20 protein-coding genes and 2 pseudogenes are annotated in these 17,780 nt (G+C 68.3%); 1 reads left to right on the top strand and 21 read right to left on the bottom strand.

Translation table 11 applies throughout. The annotated features are described in order from the left end of the window. Nucleotides 1–214 (top strand): annotated as a pseudogene (locus tag HUW62_RS36415) (FHA domain-containing protein); the annotation flags it as partial. Between the two features lie 64 nt (nt 215–278). Here the strand turns inward: HUW62_RS36415 and HUW62_RS36410 are convergent. From HUW62_RS36410 to HUW62_RS36310, 21 genes and pseudogenes are all read right to left on the bottom strand, one after another. After that, the gene (locus HUW62_RS36410; protein WP_240356700.1) at nt 279–809 is read right to left on the bottom strand and encodes a tetratricopeptide repeat protein; all 531 of its coding nucleotides are present in this window, start codon (nt 807–809) and stop codon (nt 279–281) included. A 50-nt stretch (nt 810–859) separates the two neighbouring features. Then, nucleotides 860–1,936, bottom strand: coding sequence for a DUF1521 domain-containing protein (locus HUW62_RS36405; protein WP_163867975.1), 1,077 nt, complete (start codon nt 1,934–1,936; stop codon nt 860–862). Nucleotides 1,937–2,092: 156 nt separating this feature from the next. Further along, nucleotides 2,093–4,216 (bottom strand): type III secretion system export apparatus subunit SctV, encoded by a 2,124-nt coding sequence (sctV, locus tag HUW62_RS36400; RefSeq protein WP_163867974.1) that lies wholly within the window; start codon nt 4,214–4,216, stop codon nt 2,093–2,095. A gap of 95 nt (nt 4,217–4,311) precedes the next feature. Then, nucleotides 4,312–4,791 (bottom strand): tetratricopeptide repeat protein, encoded by a 480-nt coding sequence (locus HUW62_RS36395; protein ID WP_163867973.1) that lies wholly within the window; start codon nt 4,789–4,791, stop codon nt 4,312–4,314. A gap of 89 nt (nt 4,792–4,880) precedes the next feature. Then, nucleotides 4,881–5,339, bottom strand: a complete 459-nt coding sequence (locus tag HUW62_RS36390) for a hypothetical protein (RefSeq protein ID WP_163867972.1) — start codon at nt 5,337–5,339, stop codon at nt 4,881–4,883. Nucleotides 5,340–5,503: 164 nt separating this feature from the next. Further along, nucleotides 5,504–5,719 (bottom strand): hypothetical protein, encoded by a 216-nt coding sequence (locus HUW62_RS36385; protein ID WP_163867971.1) that lies wholly within the window; start codon nt 5,717–5,719, stop codon nt 5,504–5,506. A gap of 156 nt (nt 5,720–5,875) precedes the next feature. Then, nucleotides 5,876–6,472, bottom strand: coding sequence for a hypothetical protein (locus HUW62_RS36380; protein WP_163867970.1), 597 nt, complete (start codon nt 6,470–6,472; stop codon nt 5,876–5,878). Nucleotides 6,473–6,590: 118 nt separating this feature from the next. Beyond that, the gene (locus tag HUW62_RS36375; RefSeq protein WP_163867969.1) at nt 6,591–7,055 is read right to left on the bottom strand and encodes a SycD/LcrH family type III secretion system chaperone; all 465 of its coding nucleotides are present in this window, start codon (nt 7,053–7,055) and stop codon (nt 6,591–6,593) included. 3 nt (nt 7,056–7,058) lie between these two features. Further along, nucleotides 7,059–7,538: a hypothetical protein gene (locus HUW62_RS36370; RefSeq protein ID WP_163867968.1), complete on the bottom strand. Its 480-nt coding sequence runs from the start codon at nt 7,536–7,538 to the stop codon at nt 7,059–7,061. Between the two features lie 53 nt (nt 7,539–7,591). Then, nucleotides 7,592–7,873 carry an EscU/YscU/HrcU family type III secretion system export apparatus switch protein gene (locus tag HUW62_RS36365; protein WP_163867967.1) on the bottom strand — a complete coding sequence of 94 codons (282 nt, stop codon included), beginning with the start codon at nt 7,871–7,873 and terminating at the stop codon, nt 7,592–7,594. A 46-nt stretch (nt 7,874–7,919) separates the two neighbouring features. Continuing rightward, nucleotides 7,920–8,999, bottom strand: a complete 1,080-nt coding sequence (gene sctU, locus HUW62_RS36360) for a type III secretion system export apparatus subunit SctU (RefSeq protein ID WP_163867966.1) — start codon at nt 8,997–8,999, stop codon at nt 7,920–7,922. Between the two features lie 24 nt (nt 9,000–9,023). Beyond that, nucleotides 9,024–9,842, bottom strand: a complete 819-nt coding sequence (locus tag HUW62_RS36355; protein WP_163867965.1) for a flagellar biosynthetic protein FliR — start codon at nt 9,840–9,842, stop codon at nt 9,024–9,026. Further along, nucleotides 9,839–10,102, bottom strand: coding sequence for a flagellar biosynthesis protein FliQ (gene fliQ / locus HUW62_RS36350; protein WP_163867964.1), 264 nt, complete (start codon nt 10,100–10,102; stop codon nt 9,839–9,841). Before fliQ ends, HUW62_RS36355 begins: the two co-directional genes overlap by 4 nt. 14 nt (nt 10,103–10,116) lie before the next feature. Then, nucleotides 10,117–10,944, bottom strand: a complete 828-nt coding sequence (gene sctR / locus HUW62_RS36345) for a type III secretion system export apparatus subunit SctR (protein ID WP_163867963.1) — start codon at nt 10,942–10,944, stop codon at nt 10,117–10,119. A 13-nt stretch (nt 10,945–10,957) separates the two neighbouring features. Continuing rightward, a complete protein-coding gene (locus HUW62_RS49200) occupies nt 10,958–11,893 on the bottom strand; it encodes a flagellar biosynthetic protein FliO (protein WP_255203853.1) in 936 nt (311 codons plus the stop codon). 121 nt (nt 11,894–12,014) lie between these two features. After that, nucleotides 12,015–13,454 (bottom strand): type III secretion system cytoplasmic ring protein SctQ, encoded by a 1,440-nt coding sequence (sctQ, locus tag HUW62_RS36335; RefSeq protein WP_163867962.1) that lies wholly within the window; start codon nt 13,452–13,454, stop codon nt 12,015–12,017. Beyond that, a complete protein-coding gene (locus HUW62_RS36330) occupies nt 13,451–14,344 on the bottom strand; it encodes a flagellar hook-length control protein FliK (protein WP_163867961.1) in 894 nt (297 codons plus the stop codon). Before HUW62_RS36330 ends, sctQ begins: the two co-directional genes overlap by 4 nt. 33 nt (nt 14,345–14,377) lie before the next feature. Beyond that, on the bottom strand, nt 14,378–14,866 hold the full coding sequence (locus HUW62_RS36325) for a flagellar assembly protein FliH (protein WP_163867960.1): 489 nt from the start codon (nt 14,864–14,866) through the stop codon (nt 14,378–14,380). An 88-nt stretch (nt 14,867–14,954) separates the two neighbouring features. Then, the gene (gene sctN / locus HUW62_RS36320) at nt 14,955–16,268 is read right to left on the bottom strand and encodes a type III secretion system ATPase SctN (protein WP_163867959.1); all 1,314 of its coding nucleotides are present in this window, start codon (nt 16,266–16,268) and stop codon (nt 14,955–14,957) included. Between the two features lie 19 nt (nt 16,269–16,287). Then, nucleotides 16,288–16,962: a FliH/SctL family protein gene (locus tag HUW62_RS36315; protein ID WP_163867958.1), complete on the bottom strand. Its 675-nt coding sequence runs from the start codon at nt 16,960–16,962 to the stop codon at nt 16,288–16,290. A gap of 24 nt (nt 16,963–16,986) precedes the next feature. After that, nucleotides 16,987–17,780 (bottom strand): annotated as a pseudogene (locus tag HUW62_RS36310) (hypothetical protein); the annotation flags it as partial.

Raw genomic sequence — 17,780 nt, 5'->3', positions numbered from 1 at the left:
TCCCGAGCCCGAGCCCGAGCCGGAACCCGAGCCCCTGCCGCCCGAGCCGGAGGAGCCCATCCAGCCCTCCGCCGAGACGGCCCTCCCCGACGAGGCGCGGGGCGGAGTCATGGCCGCGCTCAAGGACAAGCAGAAGCTCGTCCCGCTCGTCGTCATGGGCGTGGTGGGGCTGGTGTTCCTGGTGCTGCTCATCGCCGTGGTGGCGGGCGCCTGAGAGGCGTGGGCAGGGAGCGCCCGGGTGAAGGCGCCCCTCGCTGCCCCAGCCCCTCGGTGAGCCGTTACTTCTTGGGCGAGGACGCCGGGCGTCCCTTGCCCTTGATTTGCTCCGCCTGTGTCTTGAGGGCGAGCAGCGTGGTCCGTGCGCGCTGGGTGGAGCGCTTCTTGAGCGACGGATCCAACTCAATCGCGCGGCTCAGGTCCTTGAGCCCCTCGGGGATGTTGCCCCGGCGCAAGAGCAGCTCACCACGGCCCACCAGCGCGTCCCCGTTGGAGGCATCCACCGCGAGCGCTCGTTGGTAGGCGTCAAACGCCTCGTCGGTGCGCTCCAGCGTCAGATACGTGGCGCCCAGCTGCGTGAGGAAGGCGGGCTCCTTGGGTGAGGCGGCCACCAGGCCCTGGAAGATATCCAGGGCCAGGCGGGTGCGGCCGGCCTGCAGCATCTTGTGGCCGGCGGCCGCGTAGCCGAAGAGCCGCTCGCGCGTCATCCCGAGGAACTGACCCAACTGGAGCTCACCCTTGATGAGCTTCTCCGTCAGGGCCTTTGGAATCCGCACGTTCGACGGGTCGCCACTCTCCGGTCTACCGCTCACGGCCACCTCGCGAGGGGCCCCGGGAGGGCCCCTCTACCTACGGGTCAAGGTCAGAAGAAGATGTTCCGAGGCTTGACCATATCATTCAGCGAGTTGATCTCATCCAGGGCCTTGAAGAGCTTGGTGACCGACGTGAAGCGGTCGTCCAGGGGCTGCTCCTCCTCGGACTGCTTGGGCTTGCCCAGCTCCGCGATGGCGCGGTTGACCTGGTCGTTGATCTTCTTCATCAGCTGGTCGCGCTCGGCGGACACATCCGACTTGGACGCGTCCTTCTTGTCCGCGGCGGGCTCGGGCAGGAGCGTCAGCAGCGACGGGGTCTCCTTGTACTCGAACTCCAGGTCCTTGCCGTGCTTGAAGGTGGCGCCGCCACCGTCGTCGCCCACGACTTCCTTGTTCTGGTTGGCCCAGTCGTCGGAGTTCTTGCCCATGACGAGCAAGTCCCGGCTGTTGTTCTTGAACGTGTCGTCCCACTGGAAGGCGACCTGCGTCTCGTAGCCGTCCTTCTTCAGCTCGCTGACCTTGCCCTTGCCCTTGTCGATGTCAGTGACTTCGATGTGGTCGGCGCCGTTGGTGATGTTCAGCTTGCCCGTCACCGTCATGCCCGCGTTGCCCCAGGGCACGGTGGTGCAGCCGATCTCCGTGCCGTCCGGCAACTGGAACGTGGTGTTGCGCTTGAAGTCGAACTTGCCGCCGTCGCTCTCGTCGACGTGCGGGTCACCCCAGATGCGGGTGCTCTTGCCGTCCGGGCCGGAGATCTTCCACTCGAACTGGCCCAACTGCTCAATCTTGTAGCCGCCCGGGGTGGTGATGGTGCCCTTGTCGTCCACCTTCAGCTTGTCCGGCGGGCGGAACGTGTCGGCGGTGATGACCGGCTTCTCCGTCGGGAACGCGCCACCGGTGCCCGCGCTGGAGGCCGTGTCGCCAGGACGGGGGGCCCCGGCCGCGAACGAGTTCTCGTTGAGCTGGTTCAGCGCCTTCACAGCGGACTCGATGTCCGCGAAGGCGCTCTCCACCGTCTTCTCGATGAGGCCGAGGTTCTTCGTCAGCTCCGTATCGCTCAGCCCGACCTTCGTGCTGCCGGTGCTGGTGGTACGGGGAGCGTTGCCAGCCTGGTTGACACTCGTCATGACTTCCTCCCGAATCTCGGGGAATCCCACGCTTGAAAGCGCACATTCCCGCCGTGCTTTCATTCTCGACGGCCTGAGTCGGAAGTTGCGTTGAAACGCGAGGTTTCCGATCAGGACGGCGACGGGTCGGTGGTGACCGACCCTGGGTCATCGTGACTACCGGGTGGAGATGCGCGCCACGGGCTGGATGTTCAGCTCGGGCGACAGCTCCTGGTAGCTGAGGACGGAGAACGAGGGGTTGAACTCGTACTCCAGCAGCTTGCGGACGTAGCGCCGGATATCCATGGCGGTGAGGATGACGGGGCGCTGGGCGCTGGGCGGCAGGTGGCCGCACTCGGAGCGGACGGCCTGGACGATTTCCTGCGCCAATTCCGGCTCCAGCGCCAGGTGCGCGCCCGCGGAGGTCCGCTTGATGGAGCCTCGGATGGCCTCCTCGATGTTCGGATCCAACAGGTACACGACGAGGGTGCCGCTGCCGCGCGCGTACTTGTGGGAGATGTAGCGGCGCTGCGAGGCGCGGACGTGCTCGGTGAGCATGACGTTGTCCGCCTCCACCTGCCCGTACTCCGCCAGGGCCTGGAGGATGCCGCGCAAGTCACGGATGGAGATCTCCTCCTCCACGAGGCGCTGGAGGATGTCGGTCAACTTCAGCACGTTGACGACCTTGGGGATGACCTCCTTGACGATGGCGGGGAAGGCCTTCTCCAACTGCTCCAGCATCGTCTGCGTCTCCTGCACGCCGACGAACTCCCGCGCGTTGCGCCGCAGCACCGCGGCCACGTGCAGGATGATGTAGCCGGGCACGTCCCACGTCGTCAGGCCCGCGGCCTCCAAGGTCTCCCGGTGCTGCTCGGGCACCCACGCGGCCGGCTGGCGGGTGGCGGGGTTGATGGCCTCGAAGCCCTGGATGTTCATCAGGCGCAGGCGGTCCACCGTGTCGTTGACGAGCACGTGGCCCAGCGTGGCCTGGCCCGTGACGACGGGCACCTCGTTGATCTGCACCTGGTAGGCGCCCGGTGGCAGCGACGAGTTGCCGCGCGCGCGCACGCCCGGGAAGCGCACACCGAGCTCGATGAAGAGGCCGTCGCGCATGAACGGGATGAGCTCGAAGAGGAACTTCCCGCTGTCCTGGCGCGAGTCCACGTACGGCACCAGCGCGTCGGAGACCTCCAGGACGATGGGCGTGACGACGGGGATGAAGAGCTCGGAGTCCGGATTCATCGGCTCCTTGGGCGCGGGCTCCGACGACATCGGCGTGCCCAGGTCCGACTCCATGGCCGGACCGGCCTCCTCCACCATCTCCGATTCCTTCTTCTTCTTGAGCATCGTCCACGCGCCGAAGCCCGCGCCGCCGCCCAGGAGGAAGAAGGGAATCTTCGGCAGACCCGGGACGAGGCCGAGGACGATGAGCATGCCCGCGGCGATGGCGATGGCCTTCGGGTACGCGGTGAGCTGCGTGCCGATGTCCTTGCCCAGGTGGGCCCCCTCCTCCTCGCCGCCCACGCGCGTCACGATGATGCCGGCGCAGGTGGAGACGAGGATGGCGGGAATCATGCCGACGAGGCCGTCACCGATGGTGAGCAGCGTGTACTTCTGCGCGGCGTCCGCGGCCGACATCCCCTTCTGCGTCACGCCGATGATGAGGCCACCGACGATGTTGACGACGGTGATGATGATGCTGGCGATGGCGTCGCCCTTCACGAACTTCATGGCGCCGTCCATGGCGCCGAAGAGCTGGCTCTCCCGCTCCAAATCCCGGCGCTTCTTCTTGCCCTGGTCCTGGTCGATGGAGCCCGCGCGCAGGTCCGCGTCGATGGACATCTGCTTGCCCGGCATCGCGTCCAGGGTGAAGCGCGCGGCCACTTCGGCGACGCGCTCCGAGCCCTTGGAGATGACGATGAAGTTCACGATGACGAGGATGAGGAAGAGGATGGCGCCGACGACGAAGTTGCCCTGCACCACGAAGTTGCCGAACGCCACCACCACTTCTCCCGGGTCACCGGTGAGGAGGATGAGGCGGGTGGTGGAGATGGTCAGTGACAGCCGGAACATCGTGGTGATGAGCAGCAGCGTCGGGAACACCGACAGATGCAGCGCCGCTGGCACGTAGAGGGACACCAGGAGCAGCACCACCGAGATGCTGATGTTCAGCGTCAGCAGCACGTCCAGCAGCAGCGTGGGCAGCGGGACGATCATCATCCCGACGATGCACACCACGACGACCGCGAGGACGATGTCGGAGTACTTGGAGAGGAAGCTGTTCGGATTGGAGGCGGACATCAGCGGGGAGCCATCCTAGTCCGCGCCCGGCCCCGGGCCCAAGGGGGGCCTCACGAGCCGGGCGGGGTGTCCGTCGGAAGAGACGAAGGGAGCGCTTAACGCCCGTCCGGACCGGAGTCGCGTTCGGAAGCCCCCTGGGCCTCCTCCACGCTCTCCAGGGCCGCGGCCGCCAGCATGCGCGCCCGCGCGCTCAGCGGGTCCTTGCCCTCGGGGTCCAGGGACACCGCATGGTTGAAGTCGTGGGCGGCTTCCATCACCTTGCCCTGGCGCAGGTGGACCTCGCCCCGGTTGACGAACGGCGTCAGGTCCGTGGCGTCCAGCTCGATGGCCCGGTTGAAGTGGGCCTCCGCCTGGTCCAGGTTCTCCAGCGCCAGGTGGCAGGCGCCGAGCGCGGTCTGGAAGTAGGCCTCGGAGCCATCCATGGCGGCGAGTTGCTCGAAGACGGCCAGGGACTCCTGGAACCGGCCGTCTTGAAACAGGTCGAAGCCCTGAGTGGCCCGCTCGAGCAGCTCCGGGCCGGACAGCGGCTTCCCATCATTGTTGGAGACCGGCGCCTTGGCTTGGGTCGTCGTCATCTGGACTCATTCCCGGGGCGAATATGGAGGCGGCCTGGAGTCTAGCCCGCCTCCAGCGAGCCCACCAGTCAGGGGACACCGAGAAGCCACTACTCGTCGAAGCCGTCACGCGTCTTCTGCAACTGCTTCTTCAGGCTGGCAATGGCCATGTCCACGCCCTTCTGGGCCACCACCGCGCTGAACATCTGCTTCTTGAAGCTGTCGTCGACGTGCTTGTCGATGTCCTTCAGGGACGCGTTGGGGTTCTGCTTCAGGTAGCTGGCGATCTCCCCATCCATCTTCTTGGCGATGGTCTCCGACACGGAGTCGTCGAAGAAGCCGAGGAACGGCTTGTTCTCCAGGATCTTGTCCGTGCCCAGGGCGCTCGCGTAGTTGTCGCGGTCCGTCCCGGTCAGCTTGCTCTCGTCCTTCTTGCGGATGCCGTCCATGGTGGCCGCCTGCCTGGCCCGCTCCGCGGCCGGATCCGAAGGCGCCTGGGTGGAAGACTCCGACGCGGTCTTCTGCGTCGAGGAGGTGTAGCGGGGACCGCCATTGACGGGAGCGACCATGGATTTCTCCAAAAGGGTGGGGTTGAAGGAATTCTCGCGGGGGGGCGCGGAAAGTTTCGGACAGACGCACACGGCGTGTCCACCGGCGTCCGGAAATGAACCGGCCCCGCAGCAGCTCCAAGAGCTGTTGCGAGGCCAGGGTGCTGCGAACCGCGCTGAAACGATTAGCGCATGTTGCCGATGATGGAGCTCTGCATCTTCTCGATGGCCTTCATCGAGGTGGAGATGAGCTCGACCAGCTTCGCCTCGCGCTGCATCTGCTCCTGCGCGCGGAGGAAGGGCTGCTGATCCGCCGGGGCCGCCGCGATCATGTCGTTGGAGGCCTTGGAACCAGCCAGGATGCTGCTCGCAGCGGCGTTGAAGTTGGCAGAGACAGTCATGTTCGTTCTCCTGAGATTAATTCGTGGGTGCTGCGTGGCGAAGTGCAGCGGCGGCTACAAAAAGATTATCGGGGGAGGGGCTCGGAAGTTTCCTGCGAATTATCCGGGATCATTTCCGGTATTTTCGCGAGGCCCGGGTCCCTCCGGGAAACGGGCCTAACCCTTCAATTTTCCAAGGCTCGGGTTCTTCATCCAGGCCTTGAAGGACTCGAGCTGCTGCTGCTCCTTCTTGGGATCCGCGGGCGGCGGCGGGCTGGCCTCCGGGTCCAGGGACAGGGAGCGCTTGTTGGAAGCGCTCTCGAAGCCGTCCTTGGCGGCGGGGGCCCCCGAGGTGCGGGCCGGGGCCGCGGGGGCCGGGGCCGCGGGAGCCTGCGCGCTCGGAGGAGTGAACGCGAGCTTCGCGTGCATCTCCGGGTTCGCCTCCTTGACGGCGTTCTGGATGGTCATCCCGTAGGTGCTCAGGCGCTCCGACAGGTACGAAACCACCATGCCCAGCGTGGGGGGCACGGGGAGAATGGGGTCGGCCATGAAACGCTGGAGGGCGCCGGACACGTCGCCATAGAGCCTCTCGTCGAACGGGGTGCCCGGGGTCGTGGAGGCCACCAGCATCTTCATCGTCCGAACCACCTGGAGGAAGGTGCCCTGGGCCGTCTTGGACTGCGACTCCAGCTCCGCCAGCAACTTGTCGCGCTTCTCCACCAGCTCCGAGGGCTCCGGAGGCAGCGCGCCCATCTTCGCCTTCTGCGTGCTCATTGACTGACTCCACCTCTCCACAAAGAGGGGTTGGGGTTTATTGAGACGAGCCTAACAGACTGTTCCGGGCTCACCTACCCGGCGTCCGGCCAGAACCGGACGCTGGGACGGGCCTGGATCAACGCCGCTGGAGCGCGGTGAGCATGGCGCCCGCCTTGCGCACCACCGGATCATCCTGCGGCGCCATTGCCGCAGCGCGTCGGAGGTCATCCAGGGCCTGCTGCTTCTGGCCCAGGGCGAGCTTCACCTCGGCGCGGCCGACATAGACGGAGGCATCCTGGGGGGACAGCTTGGCGGCGACGTCGAAGGCGGCCAGGGCGCCGGTGCCGTTGCCCGCGGCCATCTCCACCACGCCCAGCGCCTTGGCGAAGTAGCCGTCCGTGGGGTTCACGGCGTACAGGCCCTGGAAGAGCGTGCGGGCCTCGTTGATGCGGCCCTGGTAGAAGAAGAAGTACGCCGTCTTGGCGATGGCGTAGAGCTCGTCGTTGGAATAGCCGCGCACCTCGCGCAGCGTGGCCTTGCCATCCGCCCAACGCTGGAGCCGGGCCGCGAGCTGGGCCTCGTCCTGAGGATCCTCCGGCATGCGCTAGTAACCCTCGTCCTTCTGCTCGGCCCACATGCGCCGGATGATCTCCTTGGTCTCCTCGTTCACCTGGTCCACCAGGGTGAGCATGGAGGACTCCCGCTGGAGCAGCGCCTTGAGGCGCTCCAGGCGGTCCGGGGACGCGTTGATGCGCGACAGTCCCCGGTCCATCAGGTGGCGGGACTCGTCGCTCCCCCGCCCCGCCACGCTGGCCAGGTGGGGCCGGTCGCTGAAGCCCTCCAGGTCCGCGTCATGCCCGCCGGGATGGGGCGGCAGGGGCAGGCGCAGCTCCTCCGACGAGTGCGCGGGACCGATGAAGTCCAGCAGCGCCGTGGAGGCGAGCGCGGGGTTCTTGGGGTTGCCCGTCTTGCGCAGCTTCTTGCGGTCGACCTGGGACGGGTCGACCAGCCGCTCACGGACGCTGCGGGGTCCCCCCCAGGGCCACAGGGGTGCCTTGGGAGGCTGATTGTTGATTCTGGCCATCGTGAACTCCGAAGCTCACTCCAGGAAGGGGGGGGCCGTCCAGCCCCCCTCCCCTACCGCCCTCCGGCGGCCGCGTGTTCGCGCTGGATTTCGTAGATGAAGTTGAGGACCTCGGCGACGGCGTCGTAGAGCTCCTCCGGCACTTCCTGCCCCACCTCCACCCGGTACAGGGCGTTGGCCAGGGGCACGTTGCGCATGATGGGGATGTTGTGCTCCTTGGCGATGGCGCGAATCTTCTCCGCCTTCAGCCGCAGCCCCTTGGCCACCACGCGCGGCGCGGTGTCCTTCTCCTTGTCGTACTTCAGCGCGATGGCGATTTCGGCTTCGTCACTCATGGGGCGCTCCGCGAACTCGTGCCGATGATAACCGCTCCCGGGGCGCTCATGCGCGGGCCGCCGGGGTGGGGCCGCCGTTCTTCAGGTCGTAGACGAAGTTGAGGACCTCCGCGACGGCGTCGTAGAGCTCCTCGGGCACCTCGTGGCCCACCTCCACCCGCAGGAGCGCGTGGGCCAGGGGCACGTTGCGCAGCGTGGGGACGTCCTCTTCCCGGGCGATGCCCTTGATGCGCTCGGCCTTGTGGTCCAGGCCCTTGGCCAGCACCCGGGGCGCGCCGTCCTTCTCCCGGTCGTACTTGAGCGCGACGGCGACGTGGTCCGGGTTGGTGACGATGACGTCCGCGTCCCGCACGGCCTCCATCTGCTGTCCCTCCATGATCTCCTGGTGGAACTCCTTGCGCTTGGCCTTGTGGTGCGGGTCGCCTTCGCTCTCCTTGTACTCCTTCTTCACCTCGTCCTTGGACATCATCATGTCCTTCATGAAGGACTTGCGCTGCCACCAGATGTCGAAGATGGCGAAGAGCACGAAGAGCAGCGCGACGCGGGTGGCCACGCGCGTCACCAGCTCTCCCATGATGGTCATGATGACGCGCGTGTCCTGGCGGATGGTCTCCATCACCATGGGCATCGCGTCGCGCACCACGCCGTAGACGACGTTGGCGGTGATGGAGATCTTGATGAGGTTCTTGAGCAGCTCCACCAGCGACTTCTTGCTGAACATGTTCTTCAAGCCGGCCAGCGGGTTGAGCTTGTCCAGCTTGGGCATCAGCGGATCCAGCGTGAACAGGGAGCCCACCTGCAGGAACTCCATCAGCCCGCCAATCAGCGCGCCGCCCGCGAGCACCGGCAGCGTCACCAGGAGCAGCGTGCGAATCCCCAGGTAGATCAGCTGCGAGGTGGCATCCCCCAGGTCATCACCCCGGGCCAGATGGTCGAAGCTGAACATGAAGAGGCTGGAGATCTCCTTCTCCAGGTTGTCCCAGGTCGCCTTCACGGCGGCGAGCCCCACGACGAGCACGGCCACGCCACTCATGTCCTTGCTCTTCCAGATCTGCCCCTTCTTGCGAGAGTCGTCGAGCTTCTTCTGCGACGGCTCTTCTGTCTTGTCTCCACTCTCGTCGGACATGGGCGCGCGTTCCCGGGAGGAGGCTCAGGCCAGCAGCCGCAGGGCGTCGGTGAGCACCCGCAGCATGTGGGCCAGCTCGACCTGCATGCGCGACAGCAGCGCCCCCAGCACCAGGAAGGTGATGAGCACGCCGACGAGCGGCTTGATGGCCATGGAGATGAAGAACACCTGGATTTGCGGCGCCACGCGGTTGATGGCGCCCAGCGCCACGTCCGTGAGGAAGGTGGCGCACAGCGCGGGCGCGGCCAGGGCCAGGCCCACCTTCATCATGTCGGCGAAGACGCGCACCAGCACGTCGAAGAAGGTCCACGAGCCATGGCTGAAGCGCGGGAAGCCATCCAGCGGCACCGTGGCCAGGCTGTCCGCCAGGGCGCGGATGACCACGTGGTGCCCGTCCAGGGTGAGGAACAGCACCACCGAGAGCTGCACCTTGAGGTTGGAGAAGAGGGAGACCTGCTGCCCGAGCTGCGGGACGTAGAGCTGGGCGTTGTTGCTGCCCGCCATGGTGTCCGTGACGGTGCCGGCGATGCGCGCCGCCTCGAAGGCGCTGTTGATGATGAACGCCATGCAGAACCCGATGAAGACCTCCTTCGCCATCAGCGCGATGTAGGGCAGCGCCGTCAGGGGGATGGTCGTCACGGTGTGCGCGATGGAGGGATAGAGCACGATGGCCAGCGTCAGCCCGATGCCCATCTTCATCTCCGTGGGCACCACTTCACCGCCGAGGAACGGGCTGAAGATGAGCACCGGCATCACCCGGCACATGAGCAGGGCGACCGTGAAGATGGCGGCGGAGAAGTTGGTCCGAGCGGCCAGCTCGGACACGAGGTCCGCGGCGTTCATTTGATGAGGGCGGGGAACCGGTCGAAGACGTGGAAGGTGAAGCGCAAGAGCTGGCTTCCAATCCAAGGCCCCGTCATGGCCAGCACGCCGAAGACGATGATGACCTTGGGCGCGAAGGTGAGCGTCTGCTCCTGGATCTGCGTGGTGGCCTGGAACAGGGAGATGATGAAGCCGACGATGAGGCTCATCAACACCGGTGGGGCCGACACCACGAGCACCAGGAACAGCGCCTCCTGGGTGATGACCGTGAGCTGGTTCATGGGGTGCCTTCTTCCTACAGGTAGCCGACGACCAGGCCCTTGGCGATGAGGTACCAGCCATCCACGAGGACGAACAGGAGCAGCTTGAAGGGCATGGAGATGGTGGTGGGCGACAGCATGTGCATGCCCAGCGCGAGCAGGATGTTGGCCACCACCATGTCGATGACGATGAAGGGGACGAAGAGCAGGAAGCCAATCTGGAAGGCCTCCTTCAGCTCCGACACCACGAAGGCCGGGATGATGACCATGAAGTCCTTGCTGTCCACCGAGTCCCGGTCCTCGCCCTGGCGCATCTTCTTGGCCAGGTTGTAGAAGAGCGAGCGGTCCTTCAGCGTCACCTTCTTCATCAGCCACTCGCGCAGCGGCTCCTTGGCGCGGTCCGCTCCTTCGAGGAGTGAGCCCACCTTCGCCGAGGAGAACGCGCCGGCCCCCGAGGAGTCCCAGACGTTGAGCTCCGAGGCCCGGTACATCGTCATGCCCACGGGGGTCATGATGTAGACGGTGAGGATGACGGCCAGCCCGGTAATCACCTGGGTAGGAGGAATCTGCTGGGTGCCGAGCGCCGAGCGGACGATGGAGAGCACCACCGAAATCTTCACGAAGCTCGTCACCATCATCAGCGCGAAGGGCACCAGGCCCATGGCCGCGAGCGCGAGGATGAGGATGAGCGGCCGCGACGTGAAGGTGTCGGCGCTCACCGCCTCGTTGGCGACGGAGTCGGGGATGTTGCCGGGGCGCTTCTTCTGCGCGAGGGCGATGAAGGGATGCAGCGACACCGCGGCCGCGAAGAGCCAGGGCGTGACGCGCGGGAGCAGGGAGCGGGCAGGAGTCTGGACGTTCACGGGACAGGTGCCATCAAGCGCCGGGGGGCTGGGACGACGAGCCCCCGGAGCGGCGGGAAAGGAGCTTCTGAAGGAAAGGGCTCAGGGGAACCACGTTCGTCTGCGGGCGCTGCGCGCGGATGCGCTCCACCGCCTCCAAATCCAGCTTCGACAGCAGCTGCAGGCCCGCCTCGCCGCCGCCCAGGAGCAGGTACTCGTCCGCGGCCTTCACCACGAAGAGCACGCGCTTGGGGTCCAGCGTCAGACGCTCCACCACGGAGACGACGGTCTGCTTGCCGGGCGCGGTCCCCTGCAGGCCCATCAGCCGGCGCAAGCCCACGTTCAGCGTGAGGTAGATGGACGCCACCACCGCGCCCAGCACGAGCAGCGTGCGGATGAGCATCCAGCCCATGCTCTCCGGCTCGGCCTCCGCCTCGGTCGCCGTCGCGGCGGCATCAATGGAGGGGTCCTCCCAGCGCGGCTCCTCTTCCGGAGCCTTCTGACGCGTCGCGGTGGGGGTCTCCGGCGCGAGGGTGGGTTGCGGAACGACCGACTCTGAAGCCTTCGAGGCACCGTCAGCCGGGGTGGGGAGGACCGTGGCGCTCGGAGTGACGGGGGGCGCGGCCTTCCCGGCGCCGTCCGCCGAGGCGCCCGGAGCCGACTTCTGGGCCCCATCCGCCGAAGCGGGAACGACGGCGGGCGCCGACTTCTCGGCCCGGTCCGTCCTGGGAGCCGCGGCGCCTGGCGCCGACTTCTCGGCCGGGTCCTTCGCGAGGGGAGCGGTGGCGCTCGGAGCCGACTTCTCGGCCCGGTCCGTCGCGGCGGGAGTGGTGGGGGCCGACTTCTGTGCCCCGTTCGCCGAGGCGGGAGGGACAGGCGCGGCCGTGGCGCTCGGCACGGGCGTGGCGGGCGACTGGGCCAGCACGGTGCAGGACGCGAGCAGCAGCGCGGCGCCCAGAGCGCGGCGCATGAGGGGGGTGCGGAGGACTGCCATGGATGGGGGCGAGGCTAGTTCAAAGGCCGGAGGACCGCCACGGGCCCCCGTCCGGCAGCCCGCTCCCGCCCGCTTGCTTCCGTCTCGGATGAAGACCTCAGCTCGCCAGGGTGGTGACACGCACGCCGAGCTGGCCTTCCATCTCCACCAGCTCACCCCGGGCCACCACCTTGCCGTTGATGGACAGCTCCACCGGCTCGCCAGGCCCACGGCTCAGCTCGATGACCTGCCCGGCCCGCATGCCCACCACCTGCTCCGCGGTGACCGGGATGCGCGCCAGCTCCACGGCGATCTGCAGCGGTACGTCTCCGAGCAGGTCGCTTCCGTCCGGCTTGTTCACGTCGTCCAAGGGCGCCCCTTCAAGCTCCGGAGGAACGTCCAGCTCCGGATTGGTGAAGTCCTCTTCCTGTTCCCGCCCCCCACCCTCCTCGGTGGCCGAGCGCGGGTTCCCCGACTCCCCGGGGATGATTCCTGTGATTCGGGCCTTGTAGCGCCCGTCGTCGACGAAGACCTCGGCCTCCGCGTGTCCCGCACGGCCCGCGCCCACGCGCAGCTGCGCCGTGCCGGATTCGCCCCGGTCCGGCCGCGCCGACAGCACGTCCACCAGGACGACGTCCTTGACGCGCAGGCTCGCCAGGTCGCTGGTCGTCAGTTCCGCGGTGCCAATCTCCGCCCGCAGCCAGCCGCGCACCGCCGAAAGCCGGCTCGCATGCGCCGCCAGGTCCGCCTTCGCGAGGGCGCGCCGCTGGGCGCTCGCCACCGCGGGCTCCGCCGCCTCCAATACCGCCGAGGGCACCACCAGCCGCACCATGCCGCCATGCGGCCCCAGCGTGGCGTTCAGGTGGACGGTCAGCATGGGCCCGTCATCTCCCAGGCGCGCGGACACCTCGTCCACGCCGCGGGCGACTCCGTCCAGCCTCGGGCGAGGCACCCCGGCCTGCATCGCGGGCACCAGCACCCGCAGCACTTCCAGGATGACGTAGCCCATCACCCCTTCCTCGATATCCGTCAGCGGGCGCAGGCCCACCGTCTCACCCGCGCCGCCCAGCAGCAGGTCCACCGCGGTGTGGGCCAGCGACAGCTCCACCTCCAGCACCGCCCTGCCCTGCAGCGCGCCCGGCGCCAGCACCGCGAGGAACGTCGGGTCCCCCAGGAACCGGCGCAGCTCCGCCATGGGCCGCACCTGCACGGACTCCAGGGACAGGCGCACCTCCGCGTCGAACAGGCCCTTGAGCCGCGCCGACACCGCACCAAGCGTCCCCGCGTTCGGCGTCAGCCAGCGCAGCCGCTCCGCCAGCAGCCCCTGCGCCCGGGACACCTTCTCCAGCCCCTTGAAGGTGAAGGGCCGCCAGGCGCTCCGGTCGACCCGCTCCGGACGCTCGTTTCGCTCGGGACGCTCGACCTTCTCGGCGCGCTCCACCTTCTCCGGACGCTCGGTCTTCTCCGGCGGCGGACGCACCGGCTTGAGCTGGCGGAGGTCCACCAGCATCGTCCGCTCATGCACGCCGGGGCCTTCGTCCTCCGGCTCCAGGCTCATGTCTTCGCCTCGAAGCGTACCGTCTCGAGCTTCAGGCCACGGCCACCCAGCGCGGTGCGCAGCCCCTCGCTCTGCTCCTCGAGCATCTTCAGCACGTCACGGTTGGTGCCGCTGAAGGTGGCGGAGATCTTCCCGTTCTTCGCGCTGACCTTGATGGACAGGCCGCTGAGCACGTCGCCGCGCAAATCAATCTGGAACTCGGCGAGGCCCGCGGCGTTGGTGCCCACGCGCACGCGGTCGACAATCTTCTGGGCAATCTCGCTGGCCATGGCGCGCAGCCGCTCGGAGCCCGCGGTGTCCTTGGGCTTGGCCACCGGCACCGGCGCCATCAGCGCGGGGTTGAACCGGAACCCCGGCCCCATCTCCGTGCCGCCGCCGCCTTCCTTCTTGTCCTTGCCCCCGCCGCCGCTGCCCTTGCCGCCGCCCGCGTCGGCCTCCGCCCGGATGAGCGCGCCCTTCTCCGAGCTGACCTGCCCCAGCGCGGACTCGGCCTTGCTCATGTCCTTGTCGCGCCCCTCGGAGGTGCGCTTGTCCTCCTTGGAGTCCGCGGCGCGAGAGCCGGAGCGAGCCTCGGTGGCCCCGCTGTCCGGCCGGCGCTGCGTCTGCGCCAGACCCGCCGGGTTGCCACCCAGTTGAGGCTGCTGGGCCTGCTCCCCGAAGGTCTTCCCCTGCTGCGTGGCCTTGGCCAGGATCTGCTTGGCGAACGCGCCCGGCGTCTGAGGCGTGGGCGCGGGGGCCGTCGCCTGAGGCTGGGCCTGGGGCTGCATCAGCTTCTGGAAGGTGCTGGCCCCCTCCGTCCGCTTCTTCGCCTGGCCCTCGGCGAGCTTCTTCTCCAGCATGATGCGCTCGGCCAGGCGCGCTGTTTCACGGTCGTCGTCGACTCGGCTCATGACATCGTTCCCGAGGGAAGGGGTGGCGGCAGGTTACTTGCGCTGCCGAGCCAGGAACAAGGCGTTGCCAATCTCCTCCTGGCTCAACTCCTCGCGCTGCTGGCGCTCGTGCTTCACCTGCTTCTGCCAGGTCTCCTTGTGCTTCTCGATGGCCTTGAGCTCCTTGGCCGCCTCGGCCATCTCCCGCCGCCGCTGCTCGACGAGTCGCTCGGCCACCTTCACCGCTTCCCGCTGACGCTCGACCTCCAGCGCCACCTGCGCCTCTTCGTCCTTCAGGCGCTCCTCGAAGCGGCCCATCATGTTCATGCCGTTGATGCCGGAGCCCTTGGCCATCACCTCCTTGAGGTAGGCGGCCACCTTCTCCTTGCGCTCGCGCTTGCGGCGCTCCAGCTCGTCAATCAGCCGCTGGAGCTCCACCTTCTCCTTCTCGAGGGCCTTGATGGCGTCGGAGAAGGCCTGCTCGGCCTCCTCCTTGGCCCGGGTCCGCATGTCCAGCAGGGTTTGCAACCGGTACGGGGGCATGGTCCCCCCATCCTACCCCGGATTTCCCAGGGTGCACCCCTGTCCAGTGGGCCAGGAGTCGTACCCCCGACGCCCCAGGGGGCCCGGCTCACTCCTCGAAGAGGGCGATCAACTGTTCCACCGTCTCGTCGAAGCCCGAGTTGGAGTGGGTGTCCTGCTTGAGGAAGTCGATGATGGCGTCGTACTTGTCGATGGCGTAGTCCGTGCGGGGGTCCGTCCCGTACTGGTAGGCGCCCAGCAGGATGAGGTCGCGCTGCTTCTCGTATGTGGCCAGCGTCTCGCGCAGCTTGCCCGCCGCCTTCTTGTGCTCCTTGGAGACGATGCCGCTCATCACACGGCTGAGGCTCGCGAGGACGTCCATCGCGGGCCACTGGTTTCGCTCGCCCAGCGCGCGGTTGAGGATGAAGTGGCCGTCGAGAATACCGCGGACCTCGTCCGCGATGGGCTCCTCCATGTCACCGCCGGCCACGAGGCAGGTGTAGATGGCGGTGCACTTGCCCTTCTCCGAGTTGCCCGTGCGCTCCAGGATGCGCGGCAGCATGGAGAACACGCTCGGCGGGTAGCCCTGACGGGCCGGGGGCTCGCCCACCGCGAGGCCAATCTCACGCTGGGCACGCGCCAGACGCGTCACCGTGTCGAGCATGAAGAGCACGTTGCCGCCGCGCTCCCGGAAGTACTCGGCGATGGCGGTGGCGACGTAGGCGGCGCGCAGACGCACGAGGCTGGGCTGGTCCGAGGTGGCGCACACCAGCACGGAGCGCTTCATGCCCTCCTCGCCCATGGCGTCCTCGATGAACTCGCGGACTTCGCGACCGCGCTCGCCGATGAGGGCGACGACGCACAGGTCGGCCTGGGTGTTGCGCGCTATCTGTCCCATCAGCGTGGACTTGCCGACGCCGGAGCCGGCGAAGAGGCCCACGCGCTGACCCTCGCCCACGGTGAGCAGTCCGTCGATGCAGCGCACGCCCAGGGGCAGGGGCCGCTCGATGCGCTGACGGGTGAACGGGTCCGGGCAGTTGCGGTCCACGGACCAGTCGATGAGGCCCTCTTCCGGCAGGTCGCTGCCGTCCATGGGCTCGCCGATGCCGTTGAGCACGCGCCCCAGCAACGCCTCGCCGCACTTGATGCTCAGGGGCTTTCCGGTGGGGATGACCTCGCTGTCCGGGCCGATGCCGTACAGCTCGCCCAGGGGCATGAGCATCACCTCATCGCCCTGAAAGCCCACCACCTCCGCCTTCACCGGGCCGCGGCCCCGGCTCTTGATGAGCACCAGCTCGCCCACGCGGACGTTGGGGACGCTCGCCTTGATGATGAGGCCGGTGAGTTCGGTGACGCGACCCCGGACGCGCACCGTCTGGGCTTCCTGGATGAGGTCGAAATAGCGCGAAAGGTCGATGGCCATGGACGCGGTTCCGTCCCGGCTAGGCCGGGCCTTCCTTCGGGCCGTTCTGGTCTGGCAGCAGCACGTTCTGGAGCATCTCCAGCTGCGTGGGCAGCTGCGCATCCACGGTGCCGAACTCCGTCTGGACGATGCAGCCCACGGGAGCGACCTCCGGGTCCTCCTTGATGGCCAGGTCCACCGCGCGGCCGATGAGCTCCATCAGCACGGGCTTCTTGGCGCGCAGCACGGCGGCCGTCTTCGGGTGCACGCGCAGCGTCATGGCGCGGGCGCTGCGCAGGTTGTCGATGGCGGACGCGCACAGCTCCAACATCAGGTCCGGGTCCTTCTCCAGGCTCCGGCCGATGATCTTCTCGCCCACGCGCAACCCCAGGGCGATGATGTCCTGCTCGTACGTGCCCAACAGCTCCCCGGCCTGCATCTTCGCGCGGAGGATGATCTCCGTGGCCTGGGCCAGCCCTTCCTGGCGCCCCTGCTCCCGCGTCTTCACCAGCAGCTCTTCGCGCTCGCGCTGGGCCTCCGCCAGGATGCGCTCCTTCTCGCGGTGCGCCTCCTCGAGGATGCCCTGGGCTCCCTGGCGCGCCTCGAAGACCTCGGCGTTCATCACTCCCGCGCGAGGAGGCCGCAGCACGGGCCGCTCCGACACGAGAGACGGCTCCGCCGTCCCGTCACCCTTGATCACCTTGCCGATCGCCATGCGCCGCTCCTTGCGGGCCGGATGCTAGCGCGTTCCGCCGCGCGGTCCACGCCCGCCGGAGCCCGGAGGCACCGGCTTGTCCGTATCGGACGTCGAGCGAGGTCGCCGCTGCACCGCCGTGCCCTCCTTCTGTCCCCCCGACGACGGCGCCCCCGCGGGAGGGCCTGCTCGCCCGGCGAGCACCCGAGGGGGCCGCTCCTGCTGGCCTCCGCCCTCGCGAGCCGGGTCCGGACGCAGCGCCTTGACGCTCACCGACGAGCGCGAGCGGAACACCCGAGAACCCTCCGGGTCCTCTCGGGACGGCGCGACATCGGCGCGAGGCCGCACCCGGGACGAACGGGACAGCTCCTCGGGAGGGCGCTGCACGCGCGAGGACTCCCCCGCGGGACCCACCCGCGAGGCATCCCCAGAGGGCCCCACCCGCGAGGCGTCCGCCGCACGACCCACACGAGAACCACCCGAGGCAGGGCCCACCCGCGAGCCGTCCGCCGCGCGGCCCACGCGAGAACCGTCCGAGGCGGGGCCCACGCGAGAACCGTCTGACGAGGGGCCCACCCGCGAGCCGTCCGCCGCGCGCCCCACACGAGAACCGTCCGACGCGGGGCCCACCCGCGAGCCATCCTCGGCGGAGCCCACCCGCGAGCGCTCCCGCATGGGAGGTGCCTCGGCCTCGCTGCCAGGTGTCGACGGGCGAGGTCGGGGTCCCCCCAGGCCCAGCCGCGAGGGCGGAGGGCCGATGCGAGCCCCCTCCGGGTCCGGCCTCGACGGACGACTCGGCCGGGGCTCGGGGCCTCCTGGCTCGCGACGGGCTCCCGCCG

The organism is Myxococcus sp. AM011, assembly GCF_013372595.1.
Classification (GTDB): domain Bacteria; phylum Myxococcota; class Myxococcia; order Myxococcales; family Myxococcaceae; genus Myxococcus; species Myxococcus eversor.
This window is presented reverse-complemented; position numbering and strand designations above follow the sequence as displayed.

What these genes read in the sequence shown, in the direction of transcription:
- sctQ (WP_163867962.1), bottom strand. Translation starts at nt 13,454, where the DNA reads ATGAGCCTGGAGCCGGAGGACGAAGGCCCCGGCGTGCATGAGCGGACG.
- fliQ (WP_163867964.1), bottom strand. Translation starts at nt 10,102, where the DNA reads ATGAACCAGCTCACGGTCATCACCCAGGAGGCGCTGTTCCTGGTGCTC.
- HUW62_RS36315 (WP_163867958.1), bottom strand. Translation starts at nt 16,962, where the DNA reads ATGGCGATCGGCAAGGTGATCAAGGGTGACGGGACGGCGGAGCCGTCT.
- HUW62_RS36385 (WP_163867971.1), bottom strand. Translation starts at nt 5,719, where the DNA reads ATGACTGTCTCTGCCAACTTCAACGCCGCTGCGAGCAGCATCCTGGCT.
- HUW62_RS36370 (WP_163867968.1), bottom strand. Translation starts at nt 7,538, where the DNA reads ATGGCCAGAATCAACAATCAGCCTCCCAAGGCACCCCTGTGGCCCTGG.
- HUW62_RS36355 (WP_163867965.1), bottom strand. Translation starts at nt 9,842, where the DNA reads ATGAACGCCGCGGACCTCGTGTCCGAGCTGGCCGCTCGGACCAACTTC.
- HUW62_RS36405 (WP_163867975.1), bottom strand. Translation starts at nt 1,936, where the DNA reads ATGACGAGTGTCAACCAGGCTGGCAACGCTCCCCGTACCACCAGCACC.
- sctU (WP_163867966.1), bottom strand. Translation starts at nt 8,999, where the DNA reads ATGTCCGACGAGAGTGGAGACAAGACAGAAGAGCCGTCGCAGAAGAAG.
- HUW62_RS36380 (WP_163867970.1), bottom strand. Translation starts at nt 6,472, where the DNA reads ATGAGCACGCAGAAGGCGAAGATGGGCGCGCTGCCTCCGGAGCCCTCG.
- HUW62_RS36390 (WP_163867972.1), bottom strand. Translation starts at nt 5,339, where the DNA reads ATGGTCGCTCCCGTCAATGGCGGTCCCCGCTACACCTCCTCGACGCAG.
- HUW62_RS36330 (WP_163867961.1), bottom strand. Translation starts at nt 14,344, where the DNA reads ATGAGCCGAGTCGACGACGACCGTGAAACAGCGCGCCTGGCCGAGCGC.
- HUW62_RS36395 (WP_163867973.1), bottom strand. Translation starts at nt 4,791, where the DNA reads ATGACGACGACCCAAGCCAAGGCGCCGGTCTCCAACAATGATGGGAAG.
- HUW62_RS49200 (WP_255203853.1), bottom strand. Translation starts at nt 11,893, where the DNA reads ATGCGCCGCGCTCTGGGCGCCGCGCTGCTGCTCGCGTCCTGCACCGTG.
- sctN (WP_163867959.1), bottom strand. Translation starts at nt 16,268, where the DNA reads ATGGCCATCGACCTTTCGCGCTATTTCGACCTCATCCAGGAAGCCCAG.
- HUW62_RS36325 (WP_163867960.1), bottom strand. Translation starts at nt 14,866, where the DNA reads ATGCCCCCGTACCGGTTGCAAACCCTGCTGGACATGCGGACCCGGGCC.
- HUW62_RS36365 (WP_163867967.1), bottom strand. Translation starts at nt 7,873, where the DNA reads ATGAGTGACGAAGCCGAAATCGCCATCGCGCTGAAGTACGACAAGGAG.
- sctV (WP_163867974.1), bottom strand. Translation starts at nt 4,216, where the DNA reads ATGTCCGCCTCCAATCCGAACAGCTTCCTCTCCAAGTACTCCGACATC.
- HUW62_RS36375 (WP_163867969.1), bottom strand. Translation starts at nt 7,055, where the DNA reads ATGCCGGAGGATCCTCAGGACGAGGCCCAGCTCGCGGCCCGGCTCCAG.